Annotated in this window: 19 protein-coding genes; 10 read left to right on the top strand and 9 right to left on the bottom strand. The window is 61.1% G+C overall.

The window, feature by feature from the left end; translation table 11 throughout:
* Positions 1 to 76: 76 nt before the first annotated feature.
* Positions 77 to 1390: a VpsF family polysaccharide biosynthesis protein gene (locus tag NKI39_RS12730; RefSeq protein WP_352832129.1), complete on the top strand. Its 1314-nt coding sequence runs from the start codon at positions 77 to 79 to the stop codon at positions 1388 to 1390.
* An 18-nt stretch (positions 1391 to 1408) separates the two neighbouring features.
* Here the strand turns inward: NKI39_RS12730 and NKI39_RS12725 are convergent, their stop codons facing one another.
* On the bottom strand, positions 1409 to 2851 hold the full coding sequence (locus NKI39_RS12725; RefSeq protein ID WP_352832126.1) for a glucosamine inositolphosphorylceramide transferase family protein: 1443 nt from the start codon (positions 2849 to 2851) through the stop codon (positions 1409 to 1411).
* Between the two features lie 201 nt (positions 2852 to 3052).
* Between NKI39_RS12725 and wecB the strand changes: the two genes are divergently transcribed.
* Genes wecB through NKI39_RS12710 form a run of 3 tightly spaced genes read left to right on the top strand, consistent with a single transcriptional unit; the run spans position 3053 to position 6331 of the window.
* Positions 3053 to 4207, top strand: coding sequence for a non-hydrolyzing UDP-N-acetylglucosamine 2-epimerase (wecB, locus tag NKI39_RS12720; protein ID WP_352472506.1), 1155 nt, complete (start codon positions 3053 to 3055; stop codon positions 4205 to 4207).
* The gene (gene wecC / locus NKI39_RS12715; protein ID WP_352569040.1) at positions 4200 to 5531 is read left to right on the top strand and encodes a UDP-N-acetyl-D-mannosamine dehydrogenase; all 1332 of its coding nucleotides are present in this window, start codon (positions 4200 to 4202) and stop codon (positions 5529 to 5531) included. Before wecB ends, wecC begins: the two co-directional genes overlap by 8 nt.
* The gene (locus NKI39_RS12710; protein WP_031211886.1) at positions 5528 to 6331 is read left to right on the top strand and encodes a WecB/TagA/CpsF family glycosyltransferase; all 804 of its coding nucleotides are present in this window, start codon (positions 5528 to 5530) and stop codon (positions 6329 to 6331) included. The genes wecC and NKI39_RS12710 overlap by 4 nt, the downstream gene beginning before the upstream one ends.
* 45 nt (positions 6332 to 6376) lie before the next feature.
* Here the strand turns inward: NKI39_RS12710 and NKI39_RS12705 are convergent, their stop codons facing one another.
* On the bottom strand, positions 6377 to 7816 hold the full coding sequence (locus tag NKI39_RS12705) for a lipopolysaccharide biosynthesis protein (protein WP_352771238.1): 1440 nt from the start codon (positions 7814 to 7816) through the stop codon (positions 6377 to 6379).
* A gap of 169 nt (positions 7817 to 7985) precedes the next feature.
* Here NKI39_RS12705 and NKI39_RS12700 point away from each other — a divergent pair, with 169 nt between their 5' ends.
* On the top strand, positions 7986 to 9104 hold the full coding sequence (locus tag NKI39_RS12700) for a glycosyltransferase family 4 protein (RefSeq protein ID WP_352683197.1): 1119 nt from the start codon (positions 7986 to 7988) through the stop codon (positions 9102 to 9104).
* Here the strand turns inward: NKI39_RS12700 and asnB are convergent.
* Positions 9078 to 11003, bottom strand: a complete 1926-nt coding sequence (asnB, locus tag NKI39_RS12695) for an asparagine synthase (glutamine-hydrolyzing) (protein WP_352683199.1) — start codon at positions 11001 to 11003, stop codon at positions 9078 to 9080. The two genes, NKI39_RS12700 and asnB, sit on opposite strands and share 27 nt — an antisense overlap.
* 167 nt (positions 11004 to 11170) lie before the next feature.
* Positions 11171 to 12412, bottom strand: coding sequence for a glycoside hydrolase family 5 protein (locus tag NKI39_RS12690; protein ID WP_352683201.1), 1242 nt, complete (start codon positions 12410 to 12412; stop codon positions 11171 to 11173).
* Positions 12413 to 12528: 116 nt separating this feature from the next.
* Between NKI39_RS12690 and NKI39_RS12685 the strand changes: the two genes are divergently transcribed.
* The 3 genes from NKI39_RS12685 (at position 12529) to NKI39_RS12675 (ending at position 16858) form a co-directional block, all read left to right on the top strand.
* A complete protein-coding gene (locus tag NKI39_RS12685; protein WP_352832123.1) occupies positions 12529 to 14457 on the top strand; it encodes a heparinase II/III family protein in 1929 nt (642 codons plus the stop codon).
* 239 nt (positions 14458 to 14696) lie between these two features.
* Positions 14697 to 15692 carry a sterol desaturase family protein gene (locus tag NKI39_RS12680; RefSeq protein ID WP_352683204.1) on the top strand — a complete coding sequence of 332 codons (996 nt, stop codon included), beginning with the start codon at positions 14697 to 14699 and terminating at the stop codon, positions 15690 to 15692.
* Positions 15689 to 16858, top strand: coding sequence for a GNAT family N-acetyltransferase (locus NKI39_RS12675; protein ID WP_352832120.1), 1170 nt, complete (start codon positions 15689 to 15691; stop codon positions 16856 to 16858). The genes NKI39_RS12680 and NKI39_RS12675 overlap by 4 nt, the downstream gene beginning before the upstream one ends.
* Positions 16859 to 17002: 144 nt before the next feature.
* Here NKI39_RS12675 and NKI39_RS12670 read toward each other — a convergent pair whose 3' ends face one another.
* From NKI39_RS12670 to NKI39_RS12650, 5 genes are all read right to left on the bottom strand, one after another.
* The gene (locus NKI39_RS12670) at positions 17003 to 17314 is read right to left on the bottom strand and encodes a UBP-type zinc finger domain-containing protein (protein WP_352501352.1); all 312 of its coding nucleotides are present in this window, start codon (positions 17312 to 17314) and stop codon (positions 17003 to 17005) included.
* A 428-nt stretch (positions 17315 to 17742) separates the two neighbouring features.
* Complete coding sequence (locus NKI39_RS12665; RefSeq protein WP_352449638.1) at positions 17743 to 18669, bottom strand: NADP-dependent oxidoreductase; 927 nt, start codon at positions 18667 to 18669, stop codon at positions 17743 to 17745.
* 113 nt (positions 18670 to 18782) lie between these two features.
* Positions 18783 to 19220 carry a CBS domain-containing protein gene (locus tag NKI39_RS12660; RefSeq protein ID WP_352472517.1) on the bottom strand — a complete coding sequence of 146 codons (438 nt, stop codon included), beginning with the start codon at positions 19218 to 19220 and terminating at the stop codon, positions 18783 to 18785.
* Positions 19217 to 19588, bottom strand: coding sequence for a hypothetical protein (locus NKI39_RS12655; RefSeq protein WP_352832117.1), 372 nt, complete (start codon positions 19586 to 19588; stop codon positions 19217 to 19219). The genes NKI39_RS12660 and NKI39_RS12655 overlap by 4 nt, the downstream gene beginning before the upstream one ends.
* A gap of 140 nt (positions 19589 to 19728) precedes the next feature.
* The gene (locus NKI39_RS12650; RefSeq protein ID WP_502898565.1) at positions 19729 to 20604 is read right to left on the bottom strand and encodes an AraC family ligand binding domain-containing protein; all 876 of its coding nucleotides are present in this window, start codon (positions 20602 to 20604) and stop codon (positions 19729 to 19731) included.
* A 198-nt stretch (positions 20605 to 20802) separates the two neighbouring features.
* Here NKI39_RS12650 and NKI39_RS12645 point away from each other — a divergent pair, with 198 nt between their 5' ends.
* Both NKI39_RS12645 and NKI39_RS12640 read left to right on the top strand, forming a co-directional pair.
* Positions 20803 to 22269, top strand: a complete 1467-nt coding sequence (locus NKI39_RS12645) for an alpha-glucosidase/alpha-galactosidase (protein WP_352472519.1) — start codon at positions 20803 to 20805, stop codon at positions 22267 to 22269.
* A 120-nt stretch (positions 22270 to 22389) separates the two neighbouring features.
* The gene (locus tag NKI39_RS12640; protein WP_352832114.1) at positions 22390 to 24474 is read left to right on the top strand and encodes an ABC transporter substrate-binding protein; all 2085 of its coding nucleotides are present in this window, start codon (positions 22390 to 22392) and stop codon (positions 24472 to 24474) included.
* Positions 24475 to 24544 lie beyond the last annotated feature (70 nt).

Genomic DNA, 24544 nt, shown 5'->3' with positions numbered 1-24544 from the left:
TCGCTGTCCGTCCGGCGGACGTTGAAGGGGTCTCGTTGCCCGGAATGCTGTTTGAATACCTTCACCTGGATGGGCCATGAGCTATCCCGCTGCCGCATCGGAACGATTGTTGCCCAGTCGAGCGCGCCGTGAGAACGCGCTGTCGCTGCTGTTTTTCCTATGCGCCGCCTTCGCGCTCCTGCTTCGCTTTACGGTGTCGCCGCAGGTGATGAACATGGTCGTCGACTATACGGCCCAGGGGGGCTCGTTCTACGAGAAGCTGCATTTCGGCACCTATGCGATCTTCCTGGTCCTTGCCGTCGTTCTTTTCAGCCGACCGTTTCTGCTGCAGGGCGACGAAATTGGGATATTCAAAGCGTTGATTCGCTTTTCGGTGCTGATGTTCGCGCTGGTGCCCTATCTGTTCGTCACCGGCCGTGCGGGCTCCTCCGGGTTCATCATCGATTCTTATCTGGTGGCCGGCGCCGCAGGCCTGTTGATGCTGGCCTTGAACGCGGAAGTGCGGCGGGCGTTGGGCGACGTCGTGCTTGGAATGGTGATCCTCAGCGCTGTGCTCGGCACGATCGAAGCGGTGACTCAACATCGATTTATGCCTTACGGTCTCAACGAACTGCAGTTCAGGCCAATTGGCCTATCGGCGCACCCGCTGGCACTAGGCGCGCTCTGCGCCACAGCCATCGGATTCGTGCCGCTGACGCGCTGGCGCATATGGGTGCGGGTGGCATCGATTCTCGTGTTGCTCGTCGGTTGTGCTGCGTCAGGCGCCCGCGCCGCCCTGATGCTCGCTGCGGGAGAAACCCTCATTCTGCTGCTGTTCGTGCCTTGGCCGCGCCTGACTCTCAAGCACCAGCGGCAGGCCAAGTCCGTCGTGCTGCTGTTCGCCCTGGTGAGCGGCGCAGTGCTGGTGGCCATACTATTTTCGGGCGGGCTGCTGAATCGATTCGGCAACACGATCTTTGACGAGAATTTCATGGCGCGGGTGACGATCTACCAGATATTCGGACTTGTTAGCTGGAAAGACGTCCTGTTTGGCATGAACGTCGACGACCTCCTGGCGATCGTCAAAGAGAAGCTGCATCTGCCCTATATCGAGAGCGCTCCGGTGGTCATCACCATGCTATTCGGCTTGCCGATAGCTGTGCTCTTCATAGTGCTGGTATTCTGGTTCATTTTTCGGCTGCTGCGCGCGGCGCCGCTGCCAGCATGGATCGGCACCATGACATTCCTGCTTGCTGCGCTGTCGAACAACGCGCTCTCGTCAAAAGCGCCGGATATTACGACTATCGTGGTGTTGCTGCTTGCCTATAGAAACGTGCCGTATAGAAACCAGCCGAAGAGCACGTCTTCGACCGCTGTCGCATCCGAGCCGAAACTGGATCGGCTTGGATAGGCGCAGGCTCCAGACGCATCAGCCGGCGCTATCCACAACCTCGACATTGCCTGCGCGATTGAGCGTGTGGATGCCCGCCCGCGCCCACGCCGGTCCTGGGCCGATCGGATGGGGCGGTGCAAACAGGACATCGAAGTCGTCAAGGCGATCCAACCGCATCAATCCCAGGCCGCCGCCATAGGCTCTAGACCCGTTTTGCACGGGCAGCAGCAAAGCGTCGCCCTGGCGGATGAAAGCGCCGCCCGGCCGAGTGGCCGAGTGATCGACGGCGATGGGATTGAGGGCATGCGCGACCCAAGGCCCACGCAGCGCAGGGGCGGAATAGACCGCCATCGTGTCGGACGCGCTACCGTGACCGAACCGCCCCGTCCCCAACAGCCAGAAACGGCCGTCGGATTCGAGCAGCGTGGCGTCGTTGAAATCCCTGTCCGTCATCAGCACCGTATCGCGTACCCAGCGATCCGGAAACTGCACGGCACGGTAGAGCACCAGTTCTCGCGCCGTAGCGCTTTCAGGGATCATGAAAATCTCGCCGGAGTGAGCGAACACCTGCGGATATGACAGATGATGCGCTTCCTCCAGCACCACTTTCGGTACGCCGAAAGTGCCGTCGGTGCCAAGTTCAGCGACGGAAATCACCCCGCGGCCGGTGGAGTAGGGAAACTCCTCGACAAACAGAAAATGACGGCCGTCGCGCTCGAGAACGAACGGATCGGCGTAGAAGCGCTGCCCGTCATCGGCAAGCACGGTGAAGGGCTTACCATCCAGCAGTCCGGTTTCGGCGACGCCTGGACCGTCGATCAGCCGATAAGCAACCTGCCAATAGAAGGGACGCCGACCACGTCGCAGTTTTTGCACGGCGCGGTCGACTAACCCCCTGCCGAAAAAGGGCAGATAGTGCCCGATAAATCCGCCTTTCTGCAGGGGCGGCGCCGGGCTCTCGGCAATCGGCGCAAGTTTGCCCGCGGAAAAGCGGGCGACACATTGGGCAATCAGGGAGATGGCGCCGGCGAGCAGCTCGTTGCTGGTTCGGGACAGCCACAACCGGTCGCTGATCATCGGCCGCGCCCTGGCGACGGCAACGCCGTCGAGGCGCGCGGTGAGTTCGGGCAGCCGCCCGCTCGCCAGCATCTCGGTCATGCCTGCGGCAAAGCTGCTTTGGCCGCAAAATTCGAGCGTCAGGACAGGCGTGCCGCGTCGTGCGGCGGTAGCCGTGAGATCGACTATAAGATCGACTGGGCCGGTGTCGCCGGACGGCAACGGCCGGGAACGGCTTGCCAGTGAGGGGCCGAAGCGCCGGCCCTCGAGCGCCAGCACATTATCCATCGTGCGCGCATTGGGTTCAGGCGTCGGCGCGCGGCAACTCGAAACCGCATGTCCAGCCGCACTCAACCGCGCCAGAAGCTCATTTTCCCAGCGCCGGGATGGGTCGGCGTGGCCGATGATTAAAATATTAGTCAATCCAATATATTCTTTTTCAAGACTACTGCCATAGACTACTTGTCAGCCCAACCTTTCACAAGAGTTAAACCGGGAGAACGCGGCCTTGGTTGTTAATCATATATTAAGAATTGAGATCACGAAGGCGCTTTCCGGCGCTATTATGACTCTTGCGGGCAATAGTCGGCATGTCCCGAAGGCTGCAGGCGACCAGGATCAGCGATGAACGTCCTTTCACGTCCAAAACTGCCATCCAGGCAGAAACTGCTGATCGTGTTCGGCACTAGGCCGGAGGCACTCAAATGCTTTCCAGTGGCGCGTGCCGCCCTCGCTCATCCAGGCTTCATCACCGAAATATGCATAACCGCCCAGCATCGTGAAATGGTCGACCAGGTTGTCGAGCTGACCGGCTTGCCTGTGCACCACGATCTCAACATCATGCAACCCGGCCAGTCGCTGTTCGATGTGACCTCGCGCGTGCTCCTGGGCATGGCCGAGGTGTTGGACAAGGCGAAGCCCGATATCGTCATGGTACAGGGCGACACCACCACGGCAATGGCCGCGGCTCTTGCTGCCTTCTACAAGCGTATCCCCGTCGCTCATGTCGAAGCAGGATTGCGCAGCCACAACATCAACTCGCCGTTTCCTGAAGAACTGAACCGCAAGATTGCCGGCGACATCGCCACCTGGCATTTTGCGCCGACCGTTCAAGCGCGCGACAATCTCATCGCCGAAGGAAAGGCCGAAAGCACCATCTTCGTGACCGGCAACACGGTGATCGACACGCTGTTGCATTTTTCAAGCGCGATCGATGCCGACAGGCTGATGAAGGCGAAGCTCGCTGCCAGCTTCCCCTTCCTCGACCCTTCCAAGAAGATGATCCTCGTCACCGGACATCGCCGCGAGAATTTTGACGGCGGCATCCAGCGCATCTGTACGGCGTTGAAGGGATTGGCGGCGCGCGGAGACGTGCAGATCGTCTACCCTGTCCATCCAAACCCCAATGTGCGCTCGGTGGTCAACGCAGAGCTGGAAGGCGTGCCGAACATCCATCTGGTCGAGCCGCAGGACTATCTGCCGTTCCTGTACCTGCAGAAGCAGAGCTATCTGGTGCTTACCGATAGCGGCGGCGTGCAGGAAGAAGCGCCTTCGCTCGGCAAGCCGGTGCTGGTGATGCGCGAAAATACCGAGCGACCCGAGGGGATCGTGGCCGGCACCGCCCGCCTTGTCGGCACCGATGTCGAGAAAATCCTGTTCAACGCCAATCGCCTGCTCGACGATCAGGCTGCCTATCGCGGCATGGCGGAACGACACAACCCATATGGCGATGGCCGGGCCAGTAACCGGATTGTTGAGGAACTGCTGCATCATGGCTGAAATCAAAACCGTTTCCGTAATCGGCATGGGATATATCGGCCTGCCGACCTGCGCCATTTTCGCCAGCCGCGGGCTCAACGTCATTGGCGTCGATGTCAACGGAGCGGTGGTCGAGAAGGTCAATCGCGGCGAAATCCACATCGTCGAGCCGGACCTTGACGGTCTGATCCAGAAGGTCGTGGCGAACGGCAAGCTCATGGCCTACAGCACGCCGCAGCCGGCGGACGCCTATATCATCGCCGTGCCGACCCCGATGACCCACGATCATAAGCCGGACGTAACCTACGTGCTCGCGGCGGCACGAAGCATCGCCCCCGTGCTGAAGCGCGGAGACCTTGTGGTATTGGAATCGACATCGCCGGTTGGAACCACGCGTATCATGACCGGGCTGCTTGCCGAGTTGCGGCCTGATCTCAAATTTCCTGTCCAGCATGGCGAAGACGCCGATGTGCTGGTCGCCTATTCGCCCGAGCGTGTGCTGCCGGGAAAGGTGCTGACCGAGCTGATCAACAACGATCGCTCGATCGGCGGATTGTCCCGCAAATCGTCGGAGCGGACCGCGGCACTCTATTCAACCTTCGTCACCGGCGATCTGTTCATGACGACGGCCGAAAGTGCTGAGCTGGTGAAACTGACCGAGAACGCGTTCCGCGACGTCAACATCGCCTTCGCCAACGAGCTTGCTGCAGTGTGCCAGGACCTGTCGCTCAATGTCTGGGAAGTGATCGATCTTGCCAATCGGCACCCTCGCGTGAACATCCTCCAGCCGAGCCCGGGCGTTGGCGGTCACTGCATTGCGGTCGATCCATATTTTATCATTGACGCCGCACCCAACAGCACGCGGCTGATGGCTTCGGCACGCCGGATCAATTCCGAACGGCCGATGTCGGTGGTCAGGGATATCGAGGCCTTGCTCGACCCCTCCCGCAAGCAAACGATCGCCTGTCTTGGCCTCAGCTTCAAAGCCAATATCGACGATCTGCGCGAGAGCCCGGCCGTCGAGGTGGTGAAGCTTCTGTCCGATAACCCCAATGTGAAGATCATTGCGGCTGAACCCAACACAAATGCGCTGCCGCATGAGCTCGAGGGCAGGGGCATCGTGTTCACCGACGCACTTTCGGCCATCGACAAGTCCGATATCGTCGTCCTCCTGGTCGACCATCGGCAGTTCAATCTGGTCGACCCCGAAGCGCTCAAGGACAAGAAGCTCGTCGATACGAGGGGTCTGTGGACGTGGCGCAAGGCACGCAAGCCCGACGCCCGCATCGAAGGCAAGAAACCAGAGGTCGCACAAGTGACGCTTGCAAGGGAGCAGGCCGCATGAACGCGCACGCCCCGGCATGGGCGCAGCATTCCCTGTTGGCATCACGGCGCCGGGAGTTCCTTGGTGCACCGATCCATGCGCTGACCATGGCCGAGACACTGGCCATCGCCGACGAGGCGATGACCCTGGGGCGGCCGCTGCATCATGTGGTCGTGAACGTCGCCAAGCTGGTGACCATGCGCCAGAATGCCGAGCTGCGCGAGGACGTGGCCGGGGCGGACGTGGTCAATGTCGACGGCATCGGCGTGCTTTGGGGTGCACGTCTGTGCGGCGTCGCGCTGCCCGAGCGGGTGGCGGGCGTCGACATCATGATCAATCTGCTGAGCCTCTGCGCGAAGCGTGGATTCAGGCCGTATCTGCTGGGGGCCGAACAGCACGTTCTCGACGCGGTTGTAGTGAGACTTGCCAAGGACCATCCGAGCCTCGTCATAGCGGGAATGCGCAACGGCTATTTCAAGCCGGAGGACGAGGCCGGGATCGTCGCGGCGATCAACGCCTCGGGCGCCGACTGCCTGCTGGTGGCCATGCCGACACCGCGCAAGGAACGCTTTCTCAAACGCTACCGCGATGAACTCGCCTCAAGCTTCGTGATGGGCGTAGGCGGCAGTTTCGACGTCTATGGGGGCAAGGTTGCCCGTGCGCCGAAGCTGATACAAGCGGCCGGCCTGGAGTGGCTGTTCCGCGTCGTCCAGGAGCCGCGACGCTTGTGGCGCCGCTACTACGACACCAACACTGCCTATGCGGGACTGCTGTGCCGGGAGTTCTGGGAGCGTCGCTGGCGCCGAAACGCCGGTTTATAGTTTCGCGTTCCCCCCACAAAACAGGCGTTGCCCCTGGACTTCGCTTTACGCGATCCGTAGCCGCGCTCGCAGCTGGGCGACGAATTGCGTCGCTGCCACGGGGTGGAACAACGAGGTCAGCCCGAAGAAAACCGCGGCGCCGGTGGTGCCGCCGGCGACAAGCGAGAAGATCGCCGGCACGTCGCCGGCCACCATGCTGGCAAGCTTGGCGGCCACCCCCGTGCTGAGCGAGATGATTACCGAAACACCGATGTCGCGCCACGGCACCGGCACCGGTGTGAGCCGCTCGCTGATGATGATGCAGGTTATGGAGCCCACCACCGAGCCCCCCGCCAGCGCCAAAGCGGCGCCGATCTCCGCCATCGGGGGGATCAACAGCAGGGACAATGCGATTGTTGCCACCGAGCCGAAGAGATTGGCGATGATCAGCAGCCACGGCCGCTTGTGCGCGTGCACCACGACGCCATAGACGAAGCTGGTGAGGTTGGCGCACAGCACGCTGAAGGCAATGATCGGAAACAGCAGGCCGAAGCGGCCGTGATATTGCGAGGGCAGCATGAGCTCGGTGATATCGCTGCTGAGCGCGACCAGCATCGCTGCAATCGGCAGGCAAAGCCGCATCATCAAGGCCATTAACTGCGACAGCAACCGACCCGATGCCGCGGGGCCATCCTCGTCGAACCGGCTAACCACCTCGGGAAAGGCGCCCATGTTGATGGCGTTGGCGACCATATCGATCGGCTGGCGGGCCAGCGCATAGGCTGCCGCGAAGATCGCCACGGCGCTGGCATCGTAATAGAACTTGAGGAACAGACGCTCCGCGCTGTTGAGCCCGAAGCCAACCAGCGCCATGATGATCAGCGGCACACCGAGCGCAAAGAAGTCCCTGTGGGTGAAACGCGGCGGACCGGCAACGAGCCGTCGCGATGCCATGATGCCCGCCACGATGCCGGCAATCAAGGCGCCGAGGCTCGAGCCGAGCGACACCGTCAGAAAGCTATCCTGAAAGACAAGGATAGCGCCGATCGGTAACGCGAGTTGCAGCAGGGCACGCAGGGCTTCTAGCATCGAATAGACCGAATGGCGCTGCTGCATCTGCAGCACCGTCAACGCGAAGCGGCTGATGGACCCGGCGACCAGATAGCCGCAGACTGCGATCGCGAACTCGATCCAGCGTTCAGGCACGATCACTGCCGACGCGCCTACCGATATGACCAGCGCCAGTGCCGTGGTGGCAAGCAACACCTGCCCGGCCAGCATCAGGCTGCCGCGGCTGACTTCGCCCTTGCCGCCAAGCCTGAGCAAGGCGATGCGCAGCCAGTTGGTGACGGCAATGTCGGTCATTTCCCCGACGGTCACCACCAGGGTGAGCAGGCCATACTCGGTCTGGTCGATCAAACGCGTCACGACGACCAGCAGGAGCAGCGCCGAAATTCGCGTCAGCAGGATCGCCGGAGCATAAATGAGCGTGGAACGGAGCAGCAAGGGCGTGTCCCTGGAAAACTCACCTTCGACTAGCCGCCGACTGGCGGAAAATCCAGCCCGATGACGCCGAAGGGTGAACAGATTCAGTTTGAACTAAAAGATTTGCCGTAAAACTTATCGGGAACGTTTGCTTTGCAGTTACCCGGTCTGTGTTATTTAGAGTACCATCATGTTGCAGCGCCTCATATCCGATCGAAAAATACATGTCCTGGTCGCGACGCCCTCGGGCGTTTCGGGGCAGGGCGGCATCGACCGCATCATGGGCGCGCTGAAGCAGGAGTTCGAACGGCAAGAAATCGCCGACATCGATGTGTGCTTCCTTGCCAGTCGTGGCCCGGGGCATGTCGGACTTTCGATCTTCTATATGCTCGGTTTTTGCTTACGGATGCTTAAAGCGCGTCTGGCTGGACGCGCCGATGTCATTCATATCAACATCTCGGTTTCCGGCAGCACCTACCGCAAGATGGTGATCGCCGCCTGCGCACGGCTGCTGTCGATACCCTATGTCCTGCACTTGCACGGGGCGCAGTATCAGACATTCTGGAAAGCCGACCGCGGTTTCATTAGCCGCCGTATCAAAGCTCTGTTCGAGCATGCCGATCGGGTGATCGTTTTGGGCAGGCTTTGGCGCGATTTCGTCGCCAGCCGGGCGCCGGGCGCAGCCGGCAATATCGTGATCGTGCCCAATGCGACCGAAGTCCCGTCGCTGGCCCATGTGGGCGGCGGCGACCATGTGCATATCCTGTTCCTGGGCCGCATCGGCGACCGCAAGGGCGTACCGCAATTGCTCGAGGCACTGCACCGCATGAGCCTTGTCAAGAATTGGCGCGCCACGATTGCCGGCGATGGCGAAGTCGAGGCGGCACGGGCAAAATCGGCCGCGCTGGGGATTGCAGACCGGATCGCCTTTCCGGGTTGGGTGGGACCGGACGATGTCGCATCGCTGATTTCTTCGGCCGATATTCTGGTTCTTCCATCCTTCGCCGAAAATCTGCCGATGTCGGTGATCGAAGGCATGGCAGCCGGTTTGGCGGTGGTGGCGACCCCGGTTGGCGCCGTCGAAGACATAATCACCGACGGGCAATCCGGGCTGCTGGTGCCGCCAGGCGATGTTACAGCGTTGACCGAGGCGCTGAGCCGCCTCGTGGAGAACCCGGCACTGCGGGCAAGGCTTGGTGCCGGTGCCATGGCCGTGCATCGGGAACGGCTTGAGCTCGCCCCGTTTGTCGGCGCAATCTGCGATGTCTGGCGGTCGGCCGCGTCAAGCCGTCAACCGGTCAAGCGCTGAGGCCGACGATCGCGGCGGCGCGTCGAGCCTGAATTCGCGGTGGAATATCTCCAAATTCAACAGCGCCCATATCAGCTTTTCGTGGTCTGCAGCACGCGTTGTGTGTTCCGAGACGATTTGATCTAGCTGTTTCGGACTCAGATAGCTGCGAATGACGGAGTGAGGCGAGCAAAGATGGTCATGCACGTAGTTCCTCATCGATCCGCGAAACCATTCGGCGACCGGTACCTTGAACCCGACCTTGCGGCGGCTGAGAATTTCCTCCGGGAGGATATTGGCCATGCTGTCGCGCAGGATCTGCTTGCTGTGCAACCAACCCAGCCTGTAGCGATCGGGCAATTTGCTAACGAATGAAACCAGGTCTCGATCGAGGAACGGCATTCTTCCTTCGATTGAACCGGCCATCATCATGTGGTCGCCTCGTTCCAGGAGATTGTCAGGCAGCCACGATGTCTGATCGAAAAACAGCACGCGGCGAAGATGGGAAGCCGCAGCGCTTGACGAGAACGGAAAGTCGTTGCGCTCATAACGGCGATTTGCGGACGCGCCGATCAGGCAGGCGCTCTGCTGCGCCGAAACGGCTCCAAACCAGGAGACCATCCGGGCGGCAAAGTCCCTTTCGCCCGCGGTGCGGGCAAATGTATCGACCTTGGCCGACGCGCCCGGCATGGCGCGTGCCAAAGGGGAAAGGACGTTATCGTGCAGCGAGGCTGGAACAAGCGACTGGTAGATCCCGGCCAGTGATTCCGCGCGATGCTTGGGATAGCCGCCGAGAATCTCGTCGGCTCCTTCTCCGGTGAGCACCATCTTGACGTCTTGCGAGGCTCGCTCCGACATCAGGTAAATTGGAATATCGCTGCTTTGCGAAACAGGTGCCCCGCGTTGGCGAACCATCGTCGGCAGATGATCCATCAGATCGCCTGGCTGGATTACAAGTTCGCAATGATCGGTCTTGAAATGATCGGCAACGCGTCGGGCGAATGCAAATTCGCTATAGGCTGCGTTGTCGAACCCGACGGAAAACGTGCGAATGGGCGTGGCGCTGTGCCTGGCCATCAGCGCGACGATAGCCGAGGAGTCGAGCCCTCCGGAGAGAAAGGCCCCAAAAGGTGCATCGCTGCGCATCCTGATCTCGACGGAATGGTCGAGCAATTCCAGAAATCGCCGCTTGGCGGTTTTTCCGTCGATCCGCTCGGTAACGGCCGCCTGGTCCGGAGGCGTATAGTAGCGCGTTTCCTTGACTACCCCTTGCGACCAGACAGCATAGCTTCCGGGATTGAGTTTGCGGATCTGTTTGAAGAGCGTGCGCGGTCCCGGCACATAACGCCAGTTCAGATACTCGTGCACGGCATCCAGATCGAGTTCCTGAGCATCTTGCTGCGATGACAACAATGCGTTGATCTCCGAGGCAAATAGCAGCAATTTTTCGCTTTGCATGAGGTAAAGCGGCTTTTCCCCGAAGGGATCCCGGGCGAGGATCAATTCCTGCCTCTGAGCATCCCAGAGTGCAAAGGCGAACATGCCGCTCAGCCGGTCGAACATTGACAAGCGCCACTGATCGTAGGCTCGGAGCAGCACCTCGGTATCGGAGCGCGTTCGAAAATGATGGCCAAGGCCGATCAGTTCCTGGCGCAGCTCGATGTAGTTATATATCTCGCCGTTGAAAATTATTTTGAGACGACCGTCCTCAATCTGCATCGGCTGATTCGACTCGGGCGCTAGGTCAATGATCGCCAGACGGCGATGAACCAATGCCAATTGTTGCTCGCCGGTATTCAGGTCCAATATCTCGGTGCCTTCGGCATCGGGACCGCGATGCCGCAATGCGTTTGACATTTTGGCGGCCCGCTCTTGTGGATTTTTAGCCCTTCGCCCGATCCATCCGGCAATTCCACACATTGTTCCCCCCTAGGCGCGCGCATTCCCCACTCAGTACAACAAATGTGTTAAACACTTCGTGCCAATACAACCCAACCGGGAGAAAGCTGCCACGGGCCGTTCCTCGATCGAGTCTGGCCGTCAGGGGTTGCCACCGGTTGTTCGCTGGTGAGGGCGAGTGATGGCACCTATGGCAGGCCCAATGCCTGCAGCATCTCCGGGTCGGGAACTGGGGGACCATCGGGCGGGATGAGGCTCATCCCATAGGGATTGGAGAACTCCCAGGCAGACCATGGGATCGCGAAGCGTTCGGCCTCTTGGCGCACTGCCTTGAGATAGCGCGAACGGTCGGCCTCAAAGGCGCCCATGCGGCCGTCCGCGGACATGAGGATAGCGCCGAATTCGCCCATGAAGAGCCGCCGGCTGGGAATGCCATGGCCTTCAGCCCAGTCGACAGCCTGGCGAAAGCTCGCCTCCAGTTGGCTCTGGCCCCAGTTCTGCTCGAAATAGTTCGCGATTGCTTGGCGCGCGGTGGCCATGTTCATGACCTGCTCGACCCTGCTCAAGCCGGCAGCGTCCATCCGCGCTCTAAGGGTTTCGGTCACCACTTCGGGTGTACTGCTGTCGGCCGGCCAGGGAAGTCCCGAAGCAAAGCTGATCGTGTCATCGGGCCGCTGGTGGGTGAAGCTGTGCGGCTCATACATATGGAAGCTGTAATAGAGGTTTGGGTCATCAAAGCCGGGGCTGAGGTTGACCAATCCGGCAATGCTGCCGCCGCAGGCGCCGGTTGCAACGATGGTAAGTTCGCTGTTGACCGCTCGAATGTCGTGGACGGTCCCTGCCATGATCCGCTGCCAGTGATCGCTGCCGCTCGCATCGCAAGGGTAGTATGCGGGCTCGTTGTAAGGTTCGAGGGCGACTTTGTCGGTGCCTATCTTGACCAGCATGGCGGCGACCGCCACAACCATGTGACGATAGCGGGCAACGCCCTCGCTGTCGGCGCCGCCATAGATCATCTCCATGCTGTAGTCGGGAACCTGAGTGACGCCATGCAGGTCGAAAACCACCTTGAGGCCGGTCGACGTGATCCGCTCGACGGCGGCGGCAAGTATGTCCAGCGCCTGCTGCCGCTTGGCGTCCCCGCTGGCAAGCAGCGGGCCGGGATCGACGCTCAGCCGGACGAAGTCGAAGCCCATCGATCGGATGTGGGCAAACACCTCCCCGGCCGGCCAGTCGGTGAGCGGCCTGCTTTCCGCAAGCCACTCCTTTTCGCTGCGATAGGGCGGCCAAACGTAGGTTCCGTCTTTCGCCACCGGCGACCAGTTGAGCCACTGATGCACGCCAACGCCGCGCTTGAGAGGGATGGGCTCTGCCTCGGCCGCCACAAGCAAGGCGAGCACCCAGGCAACAAAATACACCGCTTTTCGCATCGCTCCCTCCGCATGCTCGCGGGAGATATTAACCGCAACGAACGGGAAAGAAGATTGCCGGCCCGCAGCTTTTCGACGGCATGGTATACAAGGACCGAAACGTTGACGGGGCGTGCATGAGAATCGGCTGGTACATCAACCGATTGCGCAGCATGGGACCGGCCGAGGTGTTGCACCGGCTGGGCGAGCAACGTCGAAGGATCGCGTCGCGCCGCCGCGATGATGGGTGGGAACGCTATCCATCGCCGCAGTTGCACCCAGTGCTGCCCGGATTTCGCCATGCTGCGCTGGCAGCGACCGACGCTCAACGGCAGGCCATAGCGGCGGCCGCGCAAGAGATGCTTCATGGCCGGTTTTCGGCACTCGGGCGGACATGGCCAAAGCGTGAGCCCGATCGTTTGTTTCCTGCTGAGCTTTGGCGTCTTGATCCGGTAACCGGCAGGCTTTGGCCTGGCGCCGAGGCTCATACTTTCGATATCGATTTTCGCGATGGCGGCGACCTTGGCGATATAAAATATGTCTGGGAGATCAACCGGCTGCAGCAATTGCCAGTACTGGCTGCACACCTGCTCCTCAGCGAGGACAATCGATCCCGGAGTGCCATTGAGGCGGCAATCGGCAGTTGGCATTCCGCCAATCCGCCGTACCGAGGCATTGGCTGGGCTTCCGGCATCGAAGTAGCGCTGCGAGCCATCAGCCTGATCGTCACCCTGGACCTTATCGGTGACCGGCTTGACCCGGCGACGCTGCGGAAAGCCGGTGAGATACTCGCGGCAAGCGCCTATTGGCTGCCGCGGTTTCCGTCGCGATATTCCTCCGCCAACAACCATCTCGTCGCAGAGTTGGCTGGCGAATATCTGGTTGGCCTGGCGCTCGGGGCCGAATCCGAAATTGCCCGCAGCGCCCTCTTAAATGAGACGCACAAGCAGATTCTTGCCGACGGCGCCGGTGCCGAGCAAACGCCGACCTATGCAGCCTTCAGCGCCGAACTCATCTTGCTGTGCGCCGCCGCGGCGCGCCAGGCGGGAACGCCGTTTCCCTCGGCCGCCGAAGCGCGTCTGGGCGCCTTCGCCAATTTCGTCGGCTGGCTGCCACAGAAAGCCGCCCGCTTCGGCGACGACGATGAGGGCCATGTGCTGAAGCTGGGCGACGAGCCGAACTATATCCGATCCGTCGCGGCCGCCATCCACGGCTTACTGGGGACGCCGGGCAACGCGCCGGAGCCTGACGATTTTCGTTCGCTTTTCTTTGGTGCGCCGTCAGGCCCGGCGCCCGCGGTGCATGGCTTGCAGACATTCACGCAAGGCGGGCTCTCCGTCTGGCGCGGAGCAATGAATGGCCGCAATGTCGAACTGACGTTCGACCATGGACCGCTCGGCTATCTCTCGATAGCGGCGCACGGCCATGCCGACGCGCTGTCGCTCACCCTGTGCATCGACGATGAGCCGGTGCTGGTCGATCCCGGCACCTGGCTCTACGGTTCGGGAGGCGCATGGCGCGACTGGTTCCGCTCCACACCGGCGCACAACACGCTGAACATCGAGGGCAAGAGCCAAAGCACCATCGCTGGAAATTTCAACTGGTCGCACAAGGCAGTCGCATCGCTGGTGGAGAGCGAACCGGGACCGCACTGGAGGCTGAGCGCCCGGCATGACGGCTATAGAAGCCGCTTCGGCGTCGTGCATCAGCGCACTTTGGCGCGCCAGGCCGATGGCATCCTCATCACCGACCAACTGCTCGGCGGCAGGCGCCAGTCCGAGATCGTCTTCCAACTGGCCCCCGGCCTCCATGCCGACCGGCACGAAGATACGGTCGCGGTATTGCGCGGCGACGAGGTACTGTTGGCCATCCGCTTTCCTGATGCTGCTCTCGATATCGGCGCCGGCGGTGACATGCCGGGCCAAGGCGGTTGGGTTTCACTGCGTTTTGGCAGCAGGCAGCAAGCCGAACGCCTCGCCTGGCACGGTGAAGTGGGCGAAGCCGGGATCGATATCCATCTTGCCCCAATTCACCCGCCGCGACAGCAAAAACCGGTGCCAACGTAGAGTTGCCGCGTGAGTTCCAGCCGTATTCGACATTAATTACGTTTGGACATTTAGCGGTTTCGTTACCGTTGATCTGCTAGTCTCGCACCATCCAGCCTGCTTTGCCCGCTGCGCCCCGCAACAGCCACTGGTTGCAGGCGGCGTAGCAAGTTTGGCGGGAATTTTGTGCTTTGCTATTCGCGAGATCGCCTTCTTACGACCCCCAGACTGCCTTCTTACGACCAGGAGCCGCTGCATCAATGTTTTCCGAATTTGCCAGAGCGATTGTGGAAAAGCTTTCGAACGTCAATCTGACCACGCTCGGCCTGCTTCTCCTCACCGCACTGGGCAGCGCGGTGATCGCCTACTGGCGAACTGCCGAACATAAGTCCCTCAGGGACTTTTTCGACTTCGCCTTCCCACAGGAAGTCATCCTGCACCCGTCGGCGCGAGCCGACGCCATGTTCTGGATCACGAAACGGGCGATGATGCCTTTCCTGCTTATTCCTGCCGGCGTCACCTTCGTCGTCGCGGTGGGCTATGGCACACGCGAGGCAATTGGCTGGCTCCTTAACATCCACGCGCCGCTTCTCGGCGGCCCGGCGGGACCGGTGACGATCGTCATCTTCACCGCAACCATGCTGGTCGCCTATGATATTTCATACTACCTCTACCACGTCGCCCAGCACCGTTTCCCGTTCCTGTGGGAATTGCACAAGGTACATCATTCGGCCGAGGTGATGGTGGGGATCACCAAGGACCGGGTTCATCCGCTGGACGATCTGATGAACCGTATGTGGGATGGCGTCATCCCGGGCATCTGCTTCGGGATCTGGAGCCTGATCGCACTCGATCCGGTAGAGGTCGCTATCTTCGGCATCAACGTCTACGTCATCCGTAACATCCTGATGATGGACTTTGTTCGTCACACGCATCTCAAGATATCGTTCGGCCCGTTGAACAACATCATCCTGTGTCCGCACTGGCACCAGGTGCATCACAGCATCGACCCTCGTCATTATGACAAGAATTTCGGCCTGCTTTTTTCGTTCTGGGATCGTCTGTTCGGAACGCAATTTGTCCCGGAGCCGGATGAAGACCTGAAATTTGGCCTGGTCGATCGCGATGTGCGCGATTACCAGTCGCTCTTTGGGCTCTACATCCTGCCGCTCAAGAAGATGGCAAGGCATGTCATGCGACTGTTTCACAGACGGCCCAATGTGGTCGCGCAGCCACAGGACAGTTCTCCTTCATGAACACCGCTGTTTCCATCGACGTCCTAAGCGCGGAGCGCCTGGAAATCGTCCGTTCGGCGGATCGCCTGGCTGCGATCGAAGCCGCTTGGATGGAGCTTTGGCATCGTACCGACGGGCTGATCTTTCAAAGCCATGCCTGGATTTCGGCATGGTGGAGTACCGTACAACGCCGTGACCAGCGCGCGTTGCGGATCGGCCTGGTCTGGAAGGGCGAGAGACTCGTTGCTGTCGTTCCGCTGGCGATCGGCAGGCGCAGGGGGCTGCGGTTTCTCGAATGGGCGGCCGGCAGCTATACCGACTATGGGGATATTCTCGTTGCTCCGGAATGCTCGTTATCGGCGCTGCAGGAGCTATGGACCCAACTCTGCGATGCCGGCGGCTTCGACCTTGCCTTGATCAGTCGTCTCTCGCCGGATGCGGCGGCCCGCAAAATTTTCACGCCGGGAGCTTCCGGCGGCATCAGGCTTCGTCCGTTTCACCGAACGGAAGTCAGCTATCGCGTTGCCGGACAATGGGAAAGCGGAGCGGCATGGTTCGCGGGCCAGTCGAAAAAGACGCGCCAGAACTATCGGCGCGGCATCAAGGCGCTGGAAGAAACCGGAGAGGTGAGATTTCGCCTGCTTGCCCCCGACGAGCCGCTGCAACCGGTACTGGAGCGCCTCGCGGCCTTGAAGCGGAAATGGCTGACCGAGCGCATGCGTGAGTCAGACCTGTTCGAAGAGGGCGTCCCGGTACTCGCCGCGCTCGTCGGTGCGTTGGCGCGCGCCGGCGTGCTGCATATCTTCGTCCTCGAATGCAATGGCGTGATGGTCGCGGTGTCGATCAATTTCGTCCAGCACGACGTGATGATGGCCTTCGTGACGACGTTCGATCCGGATTTCGGCCGGGCGTCGCCGGGTGTGATCCTGTTGATGGATTACGTGCAGTGGTCGATAGATCACGGTTTGAGCATGGTCGATTTCCTCTGTGGCGCAGAGTCGTTCAAACACAAATTCTCAACGCAGGCGGTTACGCTGGAATCCGTCATCGGGACGCGCACGGCACAGGGCGCGCTTGCATTTCTTGCCGATCGTGTTCTCCAGACGGTCAGGCATATGCGCGAGCGGTCATCGGGACCACCAGAGGGACGCGATGCGCCCGCTCAAGCCGAAGCAGCCTTGGACTAAAGCGCGTCGCGTTCGATCGGCCTCATGCAACGCGCTTTAGATTCTTGTTTTAACATGTCGTTATCGCAAAACCGCTGCACACTTTTGCGCGACATGCTTTAGAACGGTTCATCGTTTCACGGAAACGGCCCGCTCGCAAAAAGCTCAAATGAAGCGCGGTATCGGACCGTTTTGCGGCGTGGTGCGGTCGCCGAGGTCGAGGAAGATTTCGTCGATGTAGCACCATCCCCAACCTTCCGGCGGATCGTAGCCTTCGATGACAGGATGGCCGGTTGCCCGAAAATGCTTGGTGGCATGACGGTTGGGCGAGTCGTCGCAGCAGCCGACATGGCCGCATGTGCGGCAGAGCCGCAGATGCACCCACTGCGAACCGCTCTTCAGGCATTCCTCGCAGCCGAGCGCGCTCGGTGTCACGCCGCGAATGTCCCCGGCGTGCCTGCATTCGTCTGCCATCATACGCTCCTGACCAGTTGTGGCGCCACGGCGAGACTGCCGTTTCGCGCGAGATATTGGCGGGTTGAGACATGGTTCGAACCTATCGCCGGTTTCCGACAGTTTGAAGCGGTTTTTGCGGCTTGCGGCCAGTAGGAACCTGGCCCGCCTGTCGGTAAACGCTGTGTCCTTCGCTTCGCAGTTAACTGATCGCAGCCGTGCGACGGTGTCGTCGCGACGTGCCTCACGATCCGTTGCATCTCCTTGATTTGTTTGATTTGCGCATCCCGGCAAACCCGGCGCATGCTGCTTAGCCGGCACCTGCCTAAGCCGGCCAGGCCCGGCGGGCCGTCCTGTGTCAAACTCTCGGCCGCCGGGCTTCTGGACAGCAGAAAACGGCCTGTGTCCGAGCACTCCGCAAACTGGCCCGCGGCCTGTTGTTCGGCGAGTGCTCAGGCAGCTACCTGAAGCACAATCTTGCCGCGCGTGTGCTGCTTCTCGAGCTGTTCCTCGGCCCTGGCGACTTCCTCAAGAGGATAGATTGCCTGCACGAATGGCCTGACCTTCCCGGCGTCGATGAGGCGGCTGATCTCGGCAAGCTGCGCCGCGTTCGGCTTGGTCAAATAGGAAACGCCGCGAGCCCGATGCAGGCGGGCCTTCTCCGCCGACGGTTCGGAAAGCGTTGAGACGAGCGTCCCGCCGGGCTTGAGCACGTCCCACGAGCGGTCCTGTGTTTCACCCGCTACCAGGTCGAAGACGAGGTCGACGTCCTCGACAAGCTCCTCGAAGCGCTGGTTCTTGTAATCGACCGCCTGGTCGGCGCCAAGCGCGCGGACGAAATCGAAATCCTGCGCGGACACAGTCGTCGCGACAAACGCGCCCGCGGCCTTTGCGAACTGCACCGCCAGATGACCGACGCCGCCGGCGCCGCCATGGATAAGGACCCGCTGCCCGGATTTGAGGCCGCCGTGATCGAAAAGGCCTTGCCACGCGGTAAGGCCCGCAAGTGGCACGGCGGCGGCTTCGGCGTGGCTTAAGCGTTGCGGCTTCGCCGCCGCCTCCGTTGCCTTCACGACGACATATTCGGCGTTGCCGCCGCGGTCGTTGCCGAGCATGGCATATAGCGGATCGCCCTTCTTCAGCGTATGGGCCCGCGTGCCGCACAGTTCCACCACGCCGGATACGTCGCGGCCGAGCGTGACGGGCAGATCCGCGCCCGAAGAGCCCTCGCGAACCTTGTAGTCGACGGGATTGACGCTTGCCGCGTAGACCTTGAGCGTGACCTCGTCGTCATGCGGCTGAGGCAACGGAACCGCGTCCAGCGAAAGAACCTCCGGTCCACCAAAATCGTGGATACGGACGGCCTTCATCGTAATCATGGCTTGCTCCTCGTCGGGTTGCAGTCCAGTTCGCTCTGAACAGTTTCGCCGGCAGGCCGGCGTCTATCCAGCCGGCGGTTCGGTCGTAGCAAAGGCCGGCCGGTGGTGCGCCGTCAGTGTATCGTTTGCGAATGCTCGCCGCCGGGTTGCGAGATGCCGCTCAGCGCTTCACCTGCTGTCGCCGTCTCGCTGTTGGTGGCGAGGTCGCCCAGCGAAACGATGCCGACCAGGCGCTTGTCGCGGTTCAGCACCGGCAAGCGGCGCACTTTCAGGTCAGCCATGTTACGCAGAACATCCTCTGCGTCTTCGTCTTCGAAGCAATACCTGACCTCGGTGCTCATCACTTCCCGTACCTTGGCGTCAGGTGTCTTGCCTTGGGCGACGCCGCGGATTGCGATGTCGCGATCGGTTACCATGCCGACAAGCCGATCGTTCTCGCCCACCGGCATTGCGCCGGCGTCGAGGCGACCCATCATTTCAGCCGCATCGCGCAGGGTTTGCTGCGGACTGGCGATCTCGACGTCCTTTGTCATGCAGTTGCCAACTTTCATTTTAACCTCCCTTGGTTGCAGGGCCCGCCGCCGGTTTCCATGATGGAAGGGTGAATGAGCGCCAGCGCAAAACGTTCCATGGCAAGACCCGTTTCGAGCGCTTCGCCGAAATCACCCTTGCCATCCTCCACCCGACCGCCCCTCCAGGCGGTCGGCCCGGGAAAAGTCGGTTCCGAAGGAATTTCGGAAGGCGTGCCGGGAGGAACTCCGATCGGCTCCTGGTCCGGCGTCGGAATTGGATCCGGCGAGGGCGGGGGTACGCCTGGAGGTTCTCCCGGCGGAGTCTCCGGCGGGGCAGGCGGCCGGGCCGGCTCCGGATTGGGATTGTCCGGCAGTGGATTCGGGTTGTTCGGATCGGGGTTGTTCATCGATCACTCCCCTGACATCTGTGGCCTGATCGCCGCCAGAGCGGGGGTGCGGCAGCGGCGAGCAGGCTCTCTTGTCCTAAACCAAGGGGAAGCAAAAGCGTTCCCGCACCCGATGCCAAGCGCGGTGCCAATCTATCGGGCTATCGGGCGGTTCCCAGGCTGGCATACATCCCGTTGGTGCGGAACTGCGTCGGGTTGATGCCGTAGAGGCGGCGGAAGACCTTCGAAAAATAATTGGCATCCTCAAAGCCGCACATGATGGCGACTTCCTTGACCGGCAGGAAATCGGCCTTCGTCAGCAACTTCGCCGCCCGCTGCAGTCGCTGCTGCAGCACGAATTCGGCGGGCGGAAGTCCCTCGCTCTCGGCGAAGCAGCGCGAGAAATGCGCGCGGCTCAGGCCGCTGATCTCAGCGAGATCGGCAACGCGGAGCGGCCTGTCGAGATTGGCCCTGATGTGATCGATGACCGGCTGCATGGCGCTCTTGTCGTCGGTGACGGCATGCGAGCCGAAGACATCGTCGTAGAGCGCCATGGCTGCTTCATAGGCGACGGCCGAGGCGGCTCCCGGCGAGACCGCGCCCGTGATCAGGCGCATACTGCAATCAGCCAGATGATCGATCGTCGAGGGCTGCAGCCGCAGCACCGGACCGACGGCGGCAAGGATCGACTTGTGGATGCGCAGTGCCTCCTCGCCGTTCATCGATATCCAGAAGAACTCCCAGCGTTCGCCCTTGGCCAGCCAGTAACGGTGGTTGTGCGGCACGAGAACCAGCAAAGTGTCGCCCTTTTGCAGGCGGTAGTTCCGGTTCTCGTAGCGCAATCGGCCGGTGCCGCTGATCGTATGCTGGAGCACGGTAAACGGCGTCAGGCCGCGCTTGCGCCCATCCCAGTCGTAGACCTCGTTCTCGCGCACTTCATAGCCGGTGCTTGTCGGCATGGTGTGTAGGCGCTGGCGCCCGCGCGGCAGCGATACCGTCCTGCCCGCCGGCCCGATGTCGATCAAGTTCCGCAGCACAAAATTACCCCTAAAAGCATAATCCTTCTCTGGTCGCGTGCCGAATAAGGCGCATAATCCCTCGAGAAAAGCAAAAGAAACCGCGGTCAAAGAGCGGATGGGAGGAAGTGCTGGATTCCAGCCTGCATAGCGTCGCAGGCGGGCCAGCCTCTTTTCGCCGCCTTTGCCCTAGCGTTCGATCAGGTCGAGGTGAGGCTGATGAGTTTCAAGATCGCTATCATCGGTGCGGGAAGCGTCGGGTTCACCAAGAAGCTCTTCACCGACATTTTGTGCGTTCCTGAATTCAGGGATGTCGAATTCGCATTGACCGATCTCAGCGAGCGCAACCTCCAGATGATCAAGTCGATCCTCGACAGGGTCGTTGAATTCAACAGGCTGCCGACCAAGGTTACGGCAACGACAGACCGCCGTGCTGCCCTCGAGGGCGCACGCTACATCATCAGCTGCGTTCGCGTCGGCGGTCTCGAAGCCTATGCGGACGACATCCGCATTCCCTTGAAGTATGGCATCGACCAGTGCGTCGGCGACACGATCTGCGCCGGCGGCATCCTCTATGGCCAGCGCAACATTCCGGTGATCCTCGATTTCTGCAAGGATATCCTCGAAGTCGCCGAGCCTGGGGCGAAATTCCTGAACTACGCCAATCCGATGGCCATGAACACCTGGGCGGCGATCGAATATGGCAGGGTCGATACCGTCGGCCTCTGCCACGGCGTCCAGCATGGCGCCGACCAGATCGCCGAAGTGCTCGGCGCCAAGTCGCGCACCGATCTCGACTACGTCTGCTCCGGCATCAATCACCAGACCTGGTTCATCGACCTGCGTCTCAACGGCCGCAAGATCGGTAAGGACGAGCTGGTTGCCGCCTTCGAGGCGCATCCGGTCTATTCGCAGCAGGAAAAGCTGCGCATCGATGTCCTGAAGCGCTTCGGCGTCTATTCGACCGAAAGCAACGGCCATCTTTCCGAATACCTGCCCTGGTATCGCAAGCGGCCGGACGAAATCACCCGCTGGATCGACATGTCCGACTGGATTCACGGCGAGACCGGCGGCTACCTTCGTTATTCGACCGAAACACGCAACTGGTTCGAAACGGAGTTCCCGCAATTTCTGGAATCCGCCGCCAGGCCGATAGACCCCGCCAAACGCTCCAACGAGCATGCCAGCCACATTCTCGAGGCGCTGGAGACGAACCGCGTTTACCGCGGCCATTTCAACGTCAAGAACAACGGCATCATCACCAACCTGCCGCAGGACGCGATCATCGAGTCGCCCGGCTTCGTCGACCGCTTCGGTATCAACATGGCCTCCGGCATCACGCTGCCGGAGGCCTGCGCCGCCACTTGCATTTCCTCGATCAACGTCCAGCGCATGTCGGTTCATGCGGCGATCTCCGGCGATATCGACCTGCTGAAGCTCGCGGTCCTGCACGACCCGCTGGTCGGCGCGGTTTCGACGCCGGAAGAGGTTTGGCAAATGGTGGACGAAATGGTCGTCGCCCAGGCTCGCTGGCTGCCGCAATATGCCGATGCGGTGCCGGCCGCGAAGGAACGGCTTTCGAAATCCAGGATCAAGACCCGCGAATGGGCCGGTGCGGCAAGGCGCGACGTCCGTTCGATCGAGGAATTGCGTGCGGAAAAAACGGCTCTCAAGCAGGCCGTCTGAATTTCGCCAGAACGGATCGCGCCGAGCTTTCGGGAGGATTTTTCCGCACCCGTCTGTACATTCGTTCGAGGAGAAATGGAGCGGCGTCAACGCGCTCCTGAACAACAGGGAGGAGAGACGATGAGGAATTTTCGAAACATTGGCATTCTCGCCGGGCTGGCGCTTAGCGTCTCGGCCTCGGCGCTGAACGCGTATGCATCCGAGCCGACCGTGCCGCCGGTGCCTGCGCAATTTCCCGCCGAGGGAAAGATCAAATACGTCGCGCGCGACTCCATCCTGGAGTTCAAGGCACTTCCGGAATACCACGAACCCGATTGGGTCACCGACAAATACGTCAAGGCAGGCAAGCTGCCGCCGGTCAAGGACCGGCTGCCGAAGGAGCCGCTGGTCTTCAAGACCGGCAATATGCCGGACGGCGTCGGTGTCTACGGTGATACGATGCGTCATGTCATCGGCGGCCGGCCGGAGGGCTGGAACTACGGCGCCGGCCAGACGCAAGGCTGGGGCGGTATCGACATCGGCCTTTCCGAATGCCTGACGCGCACCGCGCCGCTGTTCCAGGTCGAGGCCAAGGACACGGAGCCGCTGCCGAACCTCGCCAAGAGCTGGGACTGGTCGAAGGACGGCCACACGCTGACGATGCATCTGGTCGAAGGCGCCAAATGGTCGGACGGCGTTCCGTTCAACGCCGACGATGTGATGTTCTACTGGGACGACGAGGTGATCGACCCCAATGTGTCGCCGCTGAACGGCGCGACGCAGGAGACCTTCGGCGTCGGCACGACGTTGAAGAAAATCGACGACTACACCGTCGAGTGGACGTTCAAGGACGCCTTTCCGAAACAATACCTTTACGCCATGGCTTACGGCACCTTTTGTCCGGGACCGTCGCATATCCTCAAGCCGCAGCATCCGAAATATTCGAAGAACACCTACGAGCAGTTCAAGAACGCGTTCCCGCCGGAATATATGAACATGCCGGTGATGGGTGCCTGGGTGCCGGTGGCATACCGCCCCGACGACATCATCGTCATGCGTCGCAATCCGTACTATTGGAAGGTCGACGAGAAGGGCAACCAGCTGCCGTATCTCAATGAACTGCACTACAAATTGTCGACCTGGGCCGACCGCGACGTTCAGGCGGTATCGGGGGCGGGCGACTTCTCCAATCTGGAGCAGCCAGAGAACTTCGTCGCCTCGCTGAAGCGCGCGGCGCAAAAAGACGCACCGGCACGGCTTGCGTTCGGCGCGCGGCTGATCGGCTATAATCTGCGCATGAATTTCTCAGCCAATGGCTGGGGCAACCCCGACGAGCGCGGACAGGCGATACGCGAGCTGAACCGCAACGAGGACTTCCGCAAAGGCGTCACCATGGCGCTCAACCGCAAGGCGCTCGGCGACTCGCTGGTCAAGGGTCCGTTCACTGCCATCTATCCGGGCGGCTTATCCTCGGGCACGAGCTTCTACGACCGGAAGTCGACGGTCTACTACCCCTTCGATCTCGAAGGCGCTAAGGCGGAACTCGCCAAGGCAGGCCTGAAGGACACGGATGGCGACGGCTTCGTCAATTTTCCTGCAGGTACCGCCGGCGGCAAGAATGTCGAGATCGTGATGCTCGTCAACAACGACTACACCACCGACAAGAGCCTTGCCGAAGGTGTCGTCGCCCAGATGGAAAAGCTAGGGCTGCGGATCGTGCTGAACGGACTCAACGGCACCCAGCGCGATGCCTCGCAATACTCCGGCCGCTTCGACTGGCTGGTACGGCGCAACGATCAGGAGCTGACTTCCGTCGTCCAGAATACCGATCAGCTGGCCCCGGTCGGTCCACGAACCAGCTGGGACCATCGTGCGCCGGAAAACGGCGAGGTCGATATGATGCCTTTCGAGAAGGACCTCGTCGACATCGTCAACAAGTTTGTCTCGTCCGCGGACAATGACGAGCGCGCCAGCCTGATGAGAAAGTTCCAGAAGATCTCGACCGAGCACGTCTACAATGTCGGCCTGACGGAATATCCCGGCGCGCTGATCATCAACAAACGCTTCTCCAACATCCCGCAGGGCACGCCGATCTTCATGTTCAACTGGGCCGAGGATTCGATCGTCCGCGAGCGGGTCTTTGTCGCTGCCGACAAGCAGGCCAAGTACGAGCTGTTCCCCGAAGAGCTTCCCGGCAAGCCCGCAGACAAGGGCCCTATCAACTAGGTTTACCCCCCCTGACTGACAACTCCGCCCGCGCCAGTTGGCGCGGCCGGACAAAGCAAACCTCCGTACG

The organism is Mesorhizobium sp. M0664 (genome assembly GCF_040320565.1).
Lineage (GTDB): Bacteria > Pseudomonadota > Alphaproteobacteria > Rhizobiales > Rhizobiaceae > Mesorhizobium.
This window is presented reverse-complemented; position numbering and strand designations above follow the sequence as displayed.